The 15,485-nt window shown below is 61.9% G+C and carries 15 protein-coding genes; 3 read left to right on the top strand and 12 right to left on the bottom strand.

The window, feature by feature from the left end:
• Nucleotides 1-14 precede the first annotated feature (14 nt).
• The 6 genes from J2045_RS14995 to J2045_RS14970 form a co-directional block, all read right to left on the bottom strand.
• Nucleotides 15-1,199, bottom strand: coding sequence for an efflux RND transporter periplasmic adaptor subunit (locus J2045_RS14995; RefSeq protein WP_307374155.1), 1,185 nt, complete (start codon nt 1,197-1,199; stop codon nt 15-17).
• 322 nt (nt 1,200-1,521) lie between these two features.
• Complete coding sequence (locus J2045_RS14990; protein ID WP_307374153.1) at nt 1,522-2,514, bottom strand: ABC transporter substrate-binding protein; 993 nt, start codon at nt 2,512-2,514, stop codon at nt 1,522-1,524.
• Nucleotides 2,515-2,544: 30 nt separating this feature from the next.
• Complete coding sequence (locus tag J2045_RS14985; protein WP_307374150.1) at nt 2,545-3,411, bottom strand: ABC transporter permease; 867 nt, start codon at nt 3,409-3,411, stop codon at nt 2,545-2,547.
• Nucleotides 3,408-4,295: an ABC transporter permease gene (locus J2045_RS14980; protein ID WP_307374148.1), complete on the bottom strand. Its 888-nt coding sequence runs from the start codon at nt 4,293-4,295 to the stop codon at nt 3,408-3,410. Before J2045_RS14980 ends, J2045_RS14985 begins: the two co-directional genes overlap by 4 nt.
• A complete protein-coding gene (locus tag J2045_RS14975; RefSeq protein ID WP_307374145.1) occupies nt 4,295-4,630 on the bottom strand; it encodes a hypothetical protein in 336 nt (111 codons plus the stop codon). Before J2045_RS14975 ends, J2045_RS14980 begins: the two co-directional genes overlap by 1 nt.
• A 351-nt stretch (nt 4,631-4,981) precedes the next feature.
• The gene (locus tag J2045_RS14970; protein WP_307374143.1) at nt 4,982-5,770 is read right to left on the bottom strand and encodes an ABC transporter ATP-binding protein; all 789 of its coding nucleotides are present in this window, start codon (nt 5,768-5,770) and stop codon (nt 4,982-4,984) included.
• Nucleotides 5,771-5,894: 124 nt separating this feature from the next.
• Here J2045_RS14970 and J2045_RS14965 point away from each other — a divergent pair, with 124 nt between their 5' ends.
• A complete protein-coding gene (locus J2045_RS14965; RefSeq protein ID WP_307374140.1) occupies nt 5,895-6,308 on the top strand; it encodes a cupin domain-containing protein in 414 nt (137 codons plus the stop codon).
• A gap of 344 nt (nt 6,309-6,652) precedes the next feature.
• Here the strand turns inward: J2045_RS14965 and hydA are convergent, their stop codons facing one another.
• From hydA to J2045_RS14945, 4 genes are read right to left on the bottom strand one after another with little or no spacing between them, the layout of a single operon-like run.
• Nucleotides 6,653-8,110 carry a dihydropyrimidinase gene (gene hydA, locus J2045_RS14960; protein WP_307374138.1) on the bottom strand — a complete coding sequence of 486 codons (1,458 nt, stop codon included), beginning with the start codon at nt 8,108-8,110 and terminating at the stop codon, nt 6,653-6,655.
• Complete coding sequence (locus tag J2045_RS14955; protein WP_166603361.1) at nt 8,107-8,466, bottom strand: type II toxin-antitoxin system PemK/MazF family toxin; 360 nt, start codon at nt 8,464-8,466, stop codon at nt 8,107-8,109. The genes hydA and J2045_RS14955 overlap by 4 nt, the downstream gene beginning before the upstream one ends.
• A gap of 20 nt (nt 8,467-8,486) precedes the next feature.
• Nucleotides 8,487-8,699 carry an antitoxin MazE-like protein gene (locus J2045_RS14950; RefSeq protein ID WP_166603362.1) on the bottom strand — a complete coding sequence of 71 codons (213 nt, stop codon included), beginning with the start codon at nt 8,697-8,699 and terminating at the stop codon, nt 8,487-8,489.
• Nucleotides 8,700-8,737: 38 nt separating this feature from the next.
• Nucleotides 8,738-9,991 carry a Zn-dependent hydrolase gene (locus J2045_RS14945; RefSeq protein WP_307374132.1) on the bottom strand — a complete coding sequence of 418 codons (1,254 nt, stop codon included), beginning with the start codon at nt 9,989-9,991 and terminating at the stop codon, nt 8,738-8,740.
• A 285-nt stretch (nt 9,992-10,276) separates the two neighbouring features.
• On the opposite strand from J2045_RS14945, the gene J2045_RS14940 reads away from it, so the two are divergent.
• Nucleotides 10,277-10,942: a TetR family transcriptional regulator C-terminal domain-containing protein gene (locus J2045_RS14940; RefSeq protein WP_307374129.1), complete on the top strand. Its 666-nt coding sequence runs from the start codon at nt 10,277-10,279 to the stop codon at nt 10,940-10,942.
• Here the strand turns inward: J2045_RS14940 and J2045_RS14935 are convergent.
• A complete protein-coding gene (locus tag J2045_RS14935) occupies nt 10,920-11,861 on the bottom strand; it encodes a DMT family transporter (protein WP_307374127.1) in 942 nt (313 codons plus the stop codon). The two genes, J2045_RS14940 and J2045_RS14935, sit on opposite strands and share 23 nt — an antisense overlap.
• Before the next feature lie 145 nt (nt 11,862-12,006).
• Between J2045_RS14935 and J2045_RS14930 the strand changes: the two genes are divergently transcribed.
• The gene (locus J2045_RS14930; protein WP_307374125.1) at nt 12,007-12,645 is read left to right on the top strand and encodes an exopolysaccharide biosynthesis protein; all 639 of its coding nucleotides are present in this window, start codon (nt 12,007-12,009) and stop codon (nt 12,643-12,645) included.
• A gap of 15 nt (nt 12,646-12,660) precedes the next feature.
• On the opposite strand, the gene J2045_RS14925 is transcribed toward J2045_RS14930, so the two are convergent.
• Nucleotides 12,661-15,351 (bottom strand): bifunctional diguanylate cyclase/phosphodiesterase, encoded by a 2,691-nt coding sequence (locus J2045_RS14925; RefSeq protein ID WP_307374123.1) that lies wholly within the window; start codon nt 15,349-15,351, stop codon nt 12,661-12,663.
• Between the last annotated feature and the right edge of the window lie 134 nt (nt 15,352-15,485).

Below are 15,485 nucleotides of genomic sequence, written 5' to 3'. Positions count from 1 at the left end.
GACTTCGTCGCCCCTCAGTTGGAAACGGTGCTGCTGTCTTCGACGGGATTGATGCGGTCGCCGTCGCGGACGAACACACCTGCCTTGGCCACCACGAGGTCTCCCTCGTCCAGTCCTTCGGTGACCTGGATAAAGGCGCCGTCCTGGATGCCGGTCTTGATCTCGACCATCTCGACGGTGCCGTCCGTGACCTTGCGAACAGTCGTCACGCCGTCTTCCGTGTTGATCGCTGAGAGGGGCAGTGCGATCGCATCTGCCTGCGCGACGGTGACGGCTGCGCTGCCATACATGCCCGAGCGTGCTGCCTCGTCTTCGTCGATGGCAACGTGGACCGCGCCGAGACGGGTGAGGGGATCGACCACAGGGGAGACGAGCCGGACGGAGCCGGCGAGCGTGGCATTGCTGCCAGCGACCGAGATCGCCACCTTCTGGCCCTGTTCAAGGCGGAGGATGTCACTTTCGGTGACTTCGGCCACGAGCTCGATCTGGCCGTCCCGGATAATGGTGAACAGCGGTTGGCCCCCGCCGGATGCGATGGCGCCGATGCGGGCATTGCGGACGGAGACGGTTCCGGCAACGGGAGCCTTGATCTCCGTGCGGGTCAGTCGGAGGTCGATGTCGGCGATCTGGCTTTCGACGACCTTCACGTCTGCTTCAGCCACGGCAATCGCTTGCCTGGCTGTTTCGAGGCGGGCGTTGCCGCTGGCCAGCGTTGTCTCGGCCTGCTCGCGCTGGGAGGTGGAAACGGAACCGCTTTCGACCAGACGGCTGGCGCGGTCGAACTGGCGCTGAGCTTCGCGAAGGCTGGCTTCCGCCTCGACCAACTGGGCGAGATACTGCGCCAGCGCCGCCTCTGCCTTGGCCTGGTTGGCAATAAGCTGGCTGCGCTGCAGAAGCAGAGTGTCGTCATTGAGGCGAGCCACGACCTGATCGGCTTCGACCCGGTCACCGACATCGGCATCCAGCGACTTGATGGCCAATCCCTCCACGAGTGGCTGGACATAGACTTCCTCGACCGGACGAACAGTGCCGGTCGCGACGATCATGTCGACAAGACTGCGGCTCTTGGCCGGTGTGACGATGATCGAGGGCAGGTTCTGCGCCGGTGCTGCCGGTTGTTCCTGCGCCAAGGCGACCGAAGTCGCCAGCGAAAGAGTGACGGCCAATAGCACGGCTTTGGCGCTCGCGTGTCGAAGCATGAGTCCCTTCCCCAAAATCTCTGTCGCAATCAATGCAGAATACGTGGTCAGTACGGTTTCGGGTCACCGCAGACGCTCACTTCGTTATGCTATCACAAGCGCGTGATGCGGGCATCCCAAAGATCTAGGGAACAGGTGGGGGATCGAAATTGGCCTTGCAAGAGGGCAGCACCGTGAATCGTGGCCCAGATCAGGAATAGTTCAACATAGAACTTTGGTGTTGCCGAATTGCCAGAGCTGATCCATCTAGATGTATGTAAAACCTACAAAAAAGCACGGAGATTTCTCTCCGTGCCTGTCTTGCTTCATGGTCCGCCTGGTTCTACTTGAGGGCCGCGTCGGTGATCTCGGTGGTGAAGGCGCCGGTCGGTTCCTTGGTGATCACAGGGTCCGAACCGCCGCCCATCAGGGTCTTCACGGTACGGTCGTAGTCGGCCTTGTCGAGGGCGCCGTTGGAACCGGCGGTCAGCTTGGCGACTTCGCTCATCATGCGCTTCTGATGGGCTTCGGTCTGCGCACCGGAGGCGTCGTTTTCAAGGACGATGCCGGCTGCTTCATCCGCATTGGCTTCGGCATATTTCCAGCCCTTCATCGAAGCGCGGACGAACTTGACCATCTTTTCCTTGAAGGCCGGATCGGCGAGCTTGTCTTCGAGCACGTAGAGACCGTCTTCGAGGGTGGCCACACCTTCGTCTTCATACTTGAAGGTCACCAGGTCTTCCGCCTTGATGCCGGCATCGATGACCTGCCAGTATTCGTTATAGGTCATGGTTGAGATGCAGGCGGCCTGCTTCTGGAGCAGCGGGTCGACGTTGAAGCCCTGCTTCAGGACGGTGACGCCGCCTTCCGAACCGTCGGTCTTGATGCCGAGCGTGCTCATCCAGGACAGGAAGGGATATTCATTGCCGAAGAACCAGACGCCGAGGGTCTTGCCCTTGAAGTCCTCAGGCTTGGTGATGCCGGTTTCCTTGAGGCAGGTCAGCATCATGCCCGAAGACTTGAAGGGCTGGGCGATGTTGACAAGCGGAACGCCCTTTTCGCGGGTTGCCAGTGCCGACGGCATCCAGTCGACGATGACATCAGCGCCGCCACCGGCCAGAACCTGCGGGGGAGCAATGTCAGGGCCGCCTGGCTTGATTTCGACGTCGAGGCCTTCTTCTTCGTAGAAGCCCTTGTCTTTCGCGACGTAGTAGCCGGCGAACTGGGCCTGGGTTACCCATTTCAGCTGGAGGGTGACCTTGTCGGCGGCAGCAGCCTGCATGGCGGTCAGCGAGACCGCGGCAGCCAGCAGCAGGGATGCGAGTTTGATTGTCATTTCAGTTCCCTCTTTTGTTTTTGGTTCAGTTCACGCCCGTCCACCACGGACGGACGGATGCCAGAAGGTGACCCGGCGTTCTGCCAGTGCCACCAAGCCGTAGAAGACCGAGCCGGCGAGTGCGGCAACCGCAATCTCGGCCCAGACCATGTCGACATTCGAGCGTCCGACCTCAGTCGAGATACGGAAGCCCATGCCGACAATCGGGGTGCCGAAGAACTCTGCCACGATCGCACCGATCAGCGCGAGGGTGGAATTGATCTTCAGCGCATTGAAGATGAAAGGCCAGGCGGCGGGAAGCCGCAAGCGCACCAGCGTCTGCCACCAGGAGGCGGCATAGGTGTGCATCAGGTCGCGTTCCATGTGGCTGGCGGCGGCCAGGCCCTGCACGGTGTTCACCAGCATCGGGAAGAAGGTCATGATGACGACGACCGCGACCTTGGACTGCCAGTCGAAGCCGAACCACATGACCATGATCGGGGCGATGCCGACCACGGGAAGGGCCGAGACGAAGTTACCGATCGGCAGCAGTCCCTTTTGCAGGAAGGGCGAGCGGTCGATCAGGATCGCGACGATGAAGCCGAGGCCGCAGCCGGCGATGTAACCGGTGATCACCGATTTCAGGAAGGTCTGCTGGAAATCCGCCCAGAGGATATGGGTGGAGGTGAGGATGCGGGCCCAGATCATTGAAGGGGCCGGCAGCAGGATCGAGGGGATCTCGAAGCCGCGCACCATGCATTCCCAGATCACGAGCAGTGTGATCCCGAAGATCAGGGGGACGGCGAGGCCGATCGCACGGCGGGTGGATGGATCCTTCGGACGCTGAGCCACCAGCCACTGGTTCAGACCCCAGGCACCGAGCCAGAAGACAAAGGCGAAGACGAGGTAACCGTTCATGGCTTGACCCCCATGCGTGCGAGAACTCTTGTATGGGCCATGCCGACGATTGAAACGAGGAGGGCTGCCAAGCCCGCCGCCATGAAGAGGGCGGCCCAGATCTGGATGGTCTGGCCATAGTAGGAGCCGGACAACAGACGGGCGCCGAGACCGGCGACGGCCCCTGTCGGCAGCTCACCGACGATGGCGCCGACCAGCGAGATGGCGATGGCAACCTTCAGCGAGGTGAAGAGATAGGGCATGGACGCCGGCCAGCGCAGTTTCCAGAAGGTCTGGGAGGGGCTGGCATTATAGGTGTGCATCAGGTCGAGCAGCAGCATGTCAGGGCTGCGAAGCCCCTTCACCATGCCGACGACGATGGGGAAGAAGGAAAGATAGGTGGAAATCAGCGCCTTGGGCATCAGACCTGAGACGCCGATCGAATTCAGCACGACGATGATCATCGGCGCGATGGCAAGGATCGGGATCGTCTGGGAGGCGATGACCCAGGGCATCAGCGACTTGTCCATGGCCCGGTTATGGACGATGGCGATGGCGAGCGCGATGCCGAGCACGGTGCCCATGGCAAAGCCGGCGAGCGTCGCCGAAAGCGTGATCCAGGCATGGTAGACAAGGCTGCGCTTGGAGGTGACGGCCTTGTTGATCGTCGTGTCCCAAAGTTCTGCGACGATCTGGTGCGGCGCCGGCAGGATCGGGCGTTCCTGCGCGAAGGTCCGCTCGACGACCTGGGCGAAGGTGATCTCTTCATTGGCGCGCGCGGCCTGATCGCGGACGAAGGGCGCGTTCAGATAGACGACGAAGATATGCCAGATCACGAGGATCGCCAGGATGACGGTCAGGACCGGCAGGATGCGGTCACGGAAGGGGGAAGGGGCTGATATCATCAGGCACCTCCTTTCGCGGGATAGAGCATGAGGGCCATGGACACGACGCCGAGTGCCACGCCCGCCGTTTGAACGGCGCTCAGGCGTTCGCCGAAGAGGAAGAAGGCAATGACATTGACGAGGACCAGCTGGGCGATTGCCGAGGCGGAGATGGCCAGACCCAAGCCCCCCTCACGCATCAGCTTCACCATCATCAGATTGCCGACACAGTAGAGGGCGAGCGAGGCCAAGAGCACCCAGAGCTTGCCGTTGTCGACATAGGCCCTGGAGACGGTTGCGGCACCGAGGAAGGTCGCCATTGCGGCACCGAGCCAGAGGAGGAAGGTGGGATTCATGGGGTGATCCGTCCTTCCGCAGCGGTCGACACCCTCCCCTTGAGGGGGAGGGTCGGAGCGAAGCTCCGGGGTGGGGTGATGTGCTGGACGCCTGCGTGTCCCAATAACATTGAACTCGTCGCCCGGATCACCCCCACCCGCCGCTTCGCGTCGAGCTCCCCCCTCAAGGGGGAGGTGGGGAGCGCGTGGCCGCTGTCCATGACGCTGATCACCTTGCCCCTCATCCGCCTACCGGCACCTTCTCCCCGTTGCAACGGGGAGAAGGGACGTGCGGCATCGCGCTTGCCGTCCCCTCTCCCCGCCTGCGGGGTGAGGGTCAGGGTGAGGGGCATCTTTCCCACAAGCACCACACTATTCCTCATAAGAATGCCCCGCCTTCAGACCCTCGCGCACCCGGTGCGCGATCTCCAGGAACTCCGGCGTCTCGCGGATGTCGAGCGGGCGTTCCTTCGGCAGCGTCGACTCGATGATGTCGGTCACGCGGCCCGGACGCGGGCTCATGACGACGATCTTGGTGGAGAGGTAGACGGCTTCCGGGATCGAGTGGGTGACGAAGCAGATCGTCTTGTTGGTGCGGTCCCAGAGTTTCAGGAGTTCGGAATTCAGGTGGTCGCGGACGATTTCGTCGAGGGCTCCGAAGGGTTCGTCCATCAGCAGAAGGTCGGCGTCGAAGGCGAGGGCGCGGGCAATCGAGGCGCGCTGTTGCATGCCGCCTGACAGCTGCCAGGGATATTTCTTGGCAAAGCCCGAGAGGTTGACCAGTTCCAGCGTCTGTTCGATGCGCTTCTTCTTTTCCGCCGCACTGTAGCCCATGATCTCGAGCGGGAGCGCGATGTTGTTCTCGATCGTGCGCCAGGGATAGAGGGCAGCCGCCTGGAAGACATAGCCATAGGAGCGTGCCTTGCGGGCATTCTCCGGTGTCATGCCGTTGACGGTGATCTCGCCGCCCGTGTGTTTCTCAAGGTCTGCGATAACGCGCAGGAAGGTTGTCTTGCCGCAGCCGGAGGGGCCGATGAAGGAAACGAAGTCGCCCTTCTTCACCTCCAGATTGACGTTGGACAGGGCGTGGACAGGCCCGTCATTGGTCTCGAAGGTGAGGCTCAGGTTTTTGGCCGAGACGACCGAGTAGGGTGCATTCATGCGCTGGGACCAATCGGGTTTGTTGCAAAGGCAGCCTGCCTCTTGCATTCTTTGAACATGCGGCCGCTCGGGAGCAGCGGTCCGGGAGAGGCGGGCCTGCCGCCGGGAAGAAGAGGACGGGACAATGGACGCATCAGCAAAGCCCACCTGCCGGATCGTGAAGCCCGGCCACACCTATGAGGGCAAGCAGGGGCTGAGCTATTTCGAAGGGATCGCCGCCGAAACGGTCGGTGCCAAGGGCATCTGCATGCATGTGCTGACCATGCCGCCCGGCGCGCGGGCCAAGGCGCATCTGCACGAGAGCCATGAAACCGCGATCTACATGCTCTCCGGTCAGGCACATACCTGGTACGGCGACCGGCTGGAGAACCATGTGGTGGTTCACGCGGGCGAGCTGTTCTACATTCCGGCCGGCGTGCCGCATCTGCCGGCGAACCTGTCGAACACGCCCTGCACGGCGATCATCGCGCGTACCGACCCGAACGAGCAGGAGAGCGTTGTGCTGCTGCCGGAACTGGATGGGCTGGTCGAGGTTTGATGCCTCGCCGCGAATGTCGGCATACGGGTTACCCCCCTCTGCCCTGCCGGGCATCTCCCCCACAAGGGGGGAGAGCGGTTGGGGCAGGCGCCGAAGCCTCACCCTCCCCTTGAGGGGGAGGGTCGGAGCGGAGCTCCGGGGTGGGGTGATGTGTAAAGCGTCTGCGTAAACCCTTGAGGTCGAAATCGTCGTCCGGTTCACCCCCACCCGCCGCTTTGCGGCGACCTCCCCCCTCAAGGGGGAGGTGTGGCCCCAGCACACGGCGACTGATCTCCCCCCTTGTGGGGGAGATGTCACGAAGTGACAGAGGGGGGTAACGCCGCGCGCCAAAGCCATCGACCTGCTCACACCCCCGTCGCCGGAATGCCTGATCGTTCCACCTTGCGCGGAGCGACCAGGTCTTTCCAGGTCGACAGCGCCTTGGAAACGGCGGGGTAGGGCTCGCGCTTGACGAACTTGCCGTGGCCCTCGCGGGTCTTCACCGCGCTTTCTTCGATCGCCACGTATCCGCGGGTCAGCGTGTAGCGCGGCAGGCCGGTCACTTCCTTGCCTTCGAAGACATTGTAGTCGATCGAGGATTGCTGGGTCTTGGCGGAGATGGTCTTGGAGCGCTTGGGATCCCAGACCACGAGGTCGGCATCGGCGCCGACGAGGACGGCACCCTTCTTCGGGTAGATGTTGAGGATCTTGGCGATATTGGTCGAGGTGACGGCGACGAACTCGTTCATCGTCAGGCGGCCTGTCGCGACACCATAAGTCCAGAGCATCGGCATACGGTCCTCAAGCCCGCCGGTGCCGTTCGGGATCTTGGCGAAGTTGCCGACGCCGAAGCGCTTCTGCTCGCTGGTGAAGGCACAGTGGTCGGTGGCAACGACCGAGAGCGAGCCCGACTGCAGGCCGGCCCAGAGACTGTCCTGGTGCTGCTTGTTGCGGAACGGGGGCGACATGACGCGGCGGGCGGCATGGTCCCAGTCCTTGTTGAAATATTCGGTTTCGTCGAGCGTCAGGTGCTGGATCAGCGGTTCGCCATAGACGCGCATGCCCTTCTGACGGGCGCGGCGGATGGCTTCATGGGCCTGTTCGCAGGAGGTGTGCACGACATAGAGCGGAACACCGGCCATATCGGCCAGCATGATCGCGCGGTTGGTCGCTTCGCCCTCGACTTCCGGCGGACGGGAATAGGCATGGGCTTCCGGGCCGTTATTGCCTTCGGCGAGCAGCTTGGCCGTCATCGAAGCGACGACGTCGCCGTTTTCGGCATGCACCATCGGCAGCGCGCCGAGTTCGGCGCAGCGCTGGAAGGAGGCGAACATCTCATCGTCGTTCACCATCAGCGCGCCCTTGTAGGCCATGAAGTGCTTGAAGGTGTTGATGCCCCTGTCCTGCACAACGGTCTTCATCTCGTCGAAGACGCGTTCGTTCCAGCCGGTGATCGCCATGTGGAAGGAATAGTCCGCCGTGGCGCGGGAAGTCTTGTTGTCCCACATTTGCAGGGCTTCGAGCAGCGACTGATCGGGGCCGGGCAGGCAGAAATCGACAACCATGGTCGTGCCGCCTGATAGCCCTGCTCGGGTGCCGCTTTCAAAGTCGTCGGCGGAGTAGGTGCCCATGAAGGGCATTTCGAGATGCACATGCGGATCGATACCACCAGGCATGACGTAACAGCCCGCTGCATCCAGCACTGTGTCGCCGGAGAGGTTTGGCCCGATCTCGACGATCACGCCGCCCTCGATCTTGACGTCGGCTTTGTAGGTCAGATCGGCGGTGACGATGGTGCCGCCTTTGATGACTGTGGTGGTCATGACTGCTGTTTCCCTCCGTGTTCGACTTCGTTTCTTGGGCCGCTGGCCAGATCGAGGCCTGTTATGTGGATCAGAGCTGTTTCGAGACGCTTCAGCTCGTCGTTTGACAGTCGACCAATCCGCTGCCGGATCACATCCGTTCTTAAGGGCGAAAGCTTCTCCACCATGATTTGAGAGACTTCCTGCAGGCCGTTGTCTGGATTGGGGACGATGATCGGACGAAGCGTCGGAGCGTCGATCAGATGCGTTGTCATCGGGCAGGCAAGGATCGTGCTGAACAATCCGACAAGCTCATCCCGTTGAAGCACAACGGCCGGTCTTGGCTTACCCAATTCGCCCGGAAAGACTGCAATCACGATATCTCCTCGCGCGAGTGTCACGGTTTGTCCCAGTCGGTCGGACCGACGGCATGGATCCAATCCGTCACGTCGTCCAGTTCGTCACCTTCTGCTATCCGCCGCGCCTCTTCGTCGAGTTGGGCCCGCATGGTTTCGTTGCCGAGATCAGGAACCCATATCTCGATCGGTCGATAACCACGCCTAACCAGGTCAGCGCGCTCTTCCGGTGACAATTCCCTCGGTCGTCCCATGGTTCGCTCCCGTTTAGGACCGCTCGCAAGTCTCAATCCTACCCGACAATCTCCGCCGTCTCCAGCACCGCCCTGAGCAGCACGTCGCAGCCGGCCGACGCCCATTCCTTGGAAATCTCCTCCGCCTCGTTATGGCTCAATCCGCCGACGCAGGGGCACATGATCATGGTTGAGGGCGCGACCTTGGCGGCCCAGCAGGCGTCGTGGCCGGCGCCGGAGATGATGTTCATGTGGGAATAACCGAGGTCTTCGGCGGCCTTGCGGACGGAGGCGACGAGTGTCGGGTCGAAGGTCACCGGATCGAAATGGCCGACGGCTTCCACCGCGCAGCCGACGCCGAGCGCTGCACAGATTTCGGCGGCCTTGGCCTCGATCGTTGCGCGCATGCGGTCGAGCTTTGCCTGTTCGGGCGTGCGGATGTCGACGGTGAAGACGACTGCGCCGGGCAGTACGTTGCGGGAATTGGGCGAGAATTTCACCTGGCCGACGCCGCCCACGGCACCCGGCTGTTCGCTCATCGCGACTCCTTGCACCATTTCCATGATCCGGGCCATGGCGAGGCCGGCATTGACGCGCAGGTTCATCGGGGTGGAGCCGGTATGGGCTTCGCGGCCGGTCAGCGTGAATTCAAGCCACCAGAGGCCCTGACAGTGGGTGACGACGCCGATCTGCTTGTCCTCGGCTTCGAGGATCGGGCCCTGTTCGATATGATATTCGAAATAGGCGTGCATCTTTCGGGCGCCGACCGTTTCGTCGCCGACCCAGCCGATGCGCTTCAGCTCGTCACCGAATGTCTTGCACTCCATGTCCTTGCGGGCATAGGCGTAATCCTGGGTCAGCATGCCGGCAAATACGCCGGAGGCGAGCATGGCAGGCGCAAAGCGGGCGCCTTCCTCGTTGGTCCAGTTGGTGACGACGATTGGGTGCCTGGTCTTGATGTTGAGATCGTTCATCGACCTGACAACCTCAAGGCCGGCGAGCACGCCGAGCACGCCGTCATATTTGCCGCCGGTCGGCTGGGTGTCGAGATGGGAGCCGATATAGACGGGCAGGGCGTCCGGGTCGGTGCCGGCGCGGGTCATGAACATGTTGCCCATGGTGTCGACGCCCATGGTGAGGCCCGCATCCTCGCACCAGCGCTGGAAGAGGCGGCGGCCTTCGGCATCCTCGTCGGTCAGGGTCTGGCGATTGTTGCCGCCAGCCACGCCGGGGCCAATCTTCGCCATGTCCATGAGCATGTCCCACAGCCGATCGCCGTTCACGCGAAGGTTTTTGCCGGGTTGCGCCGTCATTGCAGATCCTCACCTGTTTTAAAGAACCGGATCTTCCGCCCGATTCCCATGTTCCCGGGGTCAGCAGCAGCGGCTTGTGTTGTTTTTTCCGCTGTCGTATCGGCAGTTGCCTTTATTTGACATCTGTCCAATAATTTGACCGACTGGTAAAACATTACAACTTCCATCACGGCACTCAAGACGGAATCAGCAAAAATCTGCGACAAAAAACCGTGCAGATGCACAGAATTTGAGCGCGGATATTCTTGAGTGACTTCAGTATCTTAGGCGGGGAACAACTCTAAGATGGCGATACCGAGAGCGGCGCAAACCCAGAGGCGGACGCGAATTCAGGGGGAGAAGGAGGAGCTCATCCTGGAGGCGGCGCTGGAGGTCTTCTCGCAGCGGGGATTCCATGGCTCGACGATCGACCAGATCGCCGAGGTCGCAGGCATGTCCAAGCCCAATCTGCTCTACTATTTCCGGACCAAGGAAGCGATGCATCGTGCGCTCATCGACAGGGTCCTGGAGAACTGGCTCGAGCCATTGCAGGCCTTCGATGCGGAAGGCGACCCGGAAGAAGAGATCCGCTCCTATATCAGGCGCAAACTGGAGATGGCGCGGGATTTCCCTCGCGAAAGCCGGCTCTTCGCCAACGAGATCCTGCAGGGGGCGCCGCATATCGCGACGGTGCTCGAAGGGCCGCTCAAGGAACTCGTGGACGAGAAGGCAGAGGTGATCCGGGCGTGGATCAGCTCGGGCAAAATCCGCGCCTGCGATCCGCACCACATGATCTTCTCGATCTGGTCTACCACGCAGCACTATGCCGATTTCGACGTTCAGGTTCGCTCGGTTCTGGGGTCTCAACGTGAAGAGGAAGACCGGTTCGAGGCGGCTGCAACCTTTCTCGAAGGCCTCTTCGTCAATGGCCTCATCCTGAAGCCAGCGCTCAGTCTCGCAGCAGGCCCATGACCAGCAGCCCGGCTGCGGTTACCAGCGCCCCGACGAAAACGGCTGGGCTCGCCCAGCCATGGCCAAGCAGGCCTTCCAGCAGAATGATGAAGGTTGGCGTCAGATAGCCGTAGCCGAGCACCTTGGGTGCGGGCAGGCGCATCGAGGCATATTGCAGCAGCATGAAGGTGAGCGCCGTGGTGACGATCGAAAGATAGGCGATCGTCGCCCAGACAGTCGCCGGCAGGGCGACAAAATCCGTGGTTGCCAGCGGTACGGCGCCCGTCGGCAAGAGCCAGGGTACCGTGAAGACGACGACCCAGAAGCCGAAGGCAACCGGATTTTCGCCCTGGTTGAACTTGCGGATCAGCGGCACATAGGCACCGTGGCAGATCACGCCGACGAAATAGATCAGTTCTCCGCGACCGACGTCGAAGGAGAGGATGGCGCCAATATCGGCCCTGAAGATAACCCAGATCGCGCCCAGGGCGGCGATCACCAGTGCCAGCAACACGTCGGGGCGGGTCTTCTGTCCGATGAAGACCAGGGCAAAGCCAGCGCTGATCAGCGGCATCAGGGTGAAGACCGCACCGGTCTGTACCGGGCTGGTGAATTCGAGGGCCGCAAACATCGTCAGCATGTAGACGGCGATCAGGCCGCCGAGCAGAGCGAACCGCCAGATGCGCTGGGGCGCCCGGAAGGGTACCCTAAGGATGCCGAAGGTGAGCAGGCCCATGACGACGACGGTCATCAGGTAGCGCCAGAGCGTTAGCGGCCCGGCGTCCAGGTGGCGTGCCGCCATCCCGCCAAAGGAGAAGGAACCGGCGATCAGGGCGGCGAAGAGCAGCATTGCGGCATGGGCCATAAGCTTTTCGCGGCCCTTGGCATGGACGGTATGCCGGTTGGCGGGGGCGGGAGAGGCTTTGGCTCGATCTGTCATGGCGTGTCTCGCGGCTCAAGGCTGGCCTCGCCGTGCGGGCGTGACTTGACCGGACCGGCTTTCTCATTCATCTGCGACTCGGGGCTATGTGTAACATTGCTTCGCCCAGCGACATCCTTCCGGCAGTTAATCGAAAGCGGCCCTGATGACAACGACGATCGGCTTCAGCGATACCGACAAGAGCACGAGTGCCGTGCTGCAGGATGTGATCGATTCGATGTACGACGAACATGTCACCTTGCGGCAGATTCTCGAAAGGATGGGCGAAAGCGGCCTGTTGCTGCTGTGTGGTCTCCTCTCTCTGCCATTTCTCGTTCCCGTTTCCATTCCCGGTGTGTCGACCGTCTTCGGGGCGGGGATCGTGCTGATCGGCATCGCCATCACCTTCAATCGCCTCCCCTGGCTGCCGGAAAAGGTGGCTGACCGGAAGCTCGAGCGGGCGCGGCTCGTGCCGGTGCTGGAACGCGGCCTGAAAATCCTGCGTAAATTCGACCGCTACGTGCGTCCGCGCCTTCCGGGGCTCACCGCCGGCGCGGTGGTCAATCGGTTCAACGGCCTGGTGCTGACGGCCGCCGGCGTGCTCTTGATGATGCCGCTCAGCTTCATCCCGTTCTCGAACACCTTGCCGGGCGTTGCCATTCTTCTGCTGTCGACAGGCATTTCGCAACGGGATGGTGTCGTGGTGGCTGTGGGACATCTCATGGTGCTGCTGACGCTGGTCTACTTCGCCGGTCTCGCCTACGGAGCCTTTGCCGCTGGCCAAAGCCTCAACCTTCTCGGCTGAGCCGGCCAGCCTGCCTCAGGCGCTGCGCTGCCACAGGTCTTCACGCCTGAGGGCATGGGCCCTGGCAAAGTCGATGAACGCATCTGGGTTCATTGGGCGAGCGAGTGCGTAGCCCTGCAAGGTCTGGCAACCGAGATCGCGCAGGATTGCGGCATGTTCCATGGTCTCGACACCTTCGGCCACGATGCCGATGCCAAAGGACCGGCCGATGTCGACGATCGAACCGATCAAGCGACGCTGCGTTGGGTTGGTCACGATCGGTGCGGTCAGCTGCCGGTCGATCTTCAGGCGGCTCGGAGAGAGCTTGATGAGCGACAGGATGGAGGCATAACCGGTGCCGAAATCATCGATCTCGATGGCGATGCCGTGGGCGCGGATGCGCTCCAGGCTCTCGGCAACCGCGTCAGCCTTGTCGTCGAAGGATATCGATTCCAGCAATTCGAAGGAGAGGCTTCCGGGGGGGAAGGACAGCTGTTCCAGATGATCCAGCAACTTGTCCTCGAACAGGCGCTGGGCCGATATGTTGACGGAGACATGCTCTATGCCGAGTCCCTCGGCCTGCCAGCGTGACAGTTGATGAAGGGCCTGGTCCAGGATGCTTGCATCGATCTGGGCCACCACATTGAGGTTTTCGGCGATCTCCAGGAATGCGTCAGGCGCCAGCATACCCTTTTGCGGGTGGCGCCAGCGGGCCAGCGCTTCGACGCCGTTGATCTCCAGCGTGCGTGCGTCGAATTGCGGCTGGTACCAGGCTACGAAGTCCTGGTCGCCGAGGGAGCGCAGAATTGCGTCGGCCGTATTCTTGATGTTGATCGTGCGGGAGCGCAGGTGGTCGTTGAAGCGCTCGACCCTGTTGCGGCCTCGGCGTTTCGCCTCGTAGAGAGCGATGTCTGCGTTGATCAGCAACTGCTCGGAGGAGAGCCTTGCTTCGGTATTGTCCGCGATGCCAATCGAGGCTCCGACACGGCATTCATGGCCGCTATAGGCAATCGGCCGGTTGATCGCCGCGATCAATGTCGAGCCCAGCAGTTCGTGGTCCTCTACCGCTTCTTTGCCCGTGCAGACGATGACGAACTCGTCACCGCCGATGCGGGCAACGAAATCGGTGGGCGCGGCTTTGGCGCGCAATTCCTGGGCGACGTGGCGCAGGATGGCATCGCCCGCGCCGTGGCCCATGGTGTCGTTGATTTCCTTGAACCGGTCCAGGTCGATGTGCAGCACTGTCAGCTGGCGACATGTCTTATGGTCGTCGTTGAGCTCGGCCAGCCGCTCATCGAGGTAGCGACGGTTGGGAAGCCCTGTCAGCGCATCGTGCAGGGCGTTGTGCTCCATGTGGCGGCGCGCGGCCTCGAGCTCGCCGTTGCGTTGGGCCGTCTGGCGATGGGCCTCGCGCAGATCTTCCTGAAGCTTTGTGTCAGCGCTGACATCCCAGTTCACCCCCAGGAGCTTCACGTCCCCTTGGCTGTTGCGGAAAGCGTTGCCAACGGTGCGGAAATGCACAACGGCCCCATCAGGCCGCGTCACGCGAAACTGGCCGCTATAGGTGCCTTCTTCGGCAATCGCCCGGGTCATGCCATTTTCGATGAGGTCGACATCCTCCGGGTGCACCATGGATTGCCACAGCCCCCGGGTCATGCAGGTGTCCGGTGACAGGCCATAGAGCTGGTAGATTCGCTCGTCCCAAATCAGTTCGCCGCTTTTGACGTCCATCTCCCAGACGCCGATCTTTGACGATTCGAGTGCTGCGCCGAGTCGGTGTGACATGGCGCGCAGTTCTTCTTCCCGCTGACGCAGTGCCGCGTAATTCTTGTGACGCTCCCGCATCAAAAGGGCGACCCAGACCACCGTTCCAGCGATCAGCCCAGAGAGAGCCGTGATCAGTAGGCGGACGAGCGTGTTCGGCCTGCTGGCCGCGTCCCAGCCGCCTTTCGGGATGGCCGCGACGGTCCATCGCTTGTTGCCGAGATCGATTGTCATGGTGACCGGGTCATTGGCCAGTATGTGGCCGTCGCCGTAGATGACCATCGGACGTCCTGTGGTCACGCTGTCGTCCGTGATTGCGGCCGAGATCGTGAGGTCCGGTGCGCGCAGCCCGCTGTCGTCATAGAGGCGAGGGAGATCGACAATCCCTGCAAGGCCCCCCCAGAATGCCCGTATTCCAAAATCATTCTGGATCTGCACCGGCAGCGTGATGATGAGCCCCATGCTGCCGTTCTTCAAGGGAAGGGGACCACTGATGATCGTCATGCCTTGTTCACGCAGCAGATGTGCCGTCTGCTCTCCAGCCGGAGGCGGCAGGACCCACTGACCGATAAATTCCCTGTTGCGGGCGTAAGGGTAGACGAATGTCGTGATAAGGTTCGGTGCGGCAACAATGTCGCGGATCTGCGAGGGGTTGGCCATCAGGTTTTCCGACAGGGCCGCGAAGCGCTCCTGTGTCACATAGGGTTCTGTCCCGATTACCGCCACCAGGCCCTGAAGGAGGCGGATATTGGCGTTTATGTTGGCTTCGAGCTTGGTACGGATCATGCCGAGGCTCTCCTCGACGGCGTTCTGGGCTGCCTGACGGCTCAATCGCTGCTGCTGGTAATCGGCATAGAAAGCGGAGAACGCGACGCCGATCAGGACGATCGCGCTCGGCACCAGAATCTGCAGGCGCAGCCGGAGGTGCGATGCACCATCCGCGTTCTTCCTGTTCGTCGCCATGATCCCCTTGCCTGCGGGCTGTGCCCGCCCGTCGAGTGGGCGGCCAGTACAATTACCCGCAATGGTGGAGCACAGCCTTGAAGAATTTCTGAATGCTTTGGCGAGATATTGAGCTTTTCCTTCGCCTTGATGTT

The organism is Peteryoungia aggregata LMG 23059 (assembly GCF_030814435.1).
In the GTDB taxonomy this organism is placed as follows: domain Bacteria; phylum Pseudomonadota; class Alphaproteobacteria; order Rhizobiales; family Rhizobiaceae; genus Allorhizobium; species Allorhizobium aggregatum.
The sequence above is the reverse complement of the archived record's forward strand: the minus strand, read 5'-3'. Positions and strand labels throughout refer to the sequence as shown.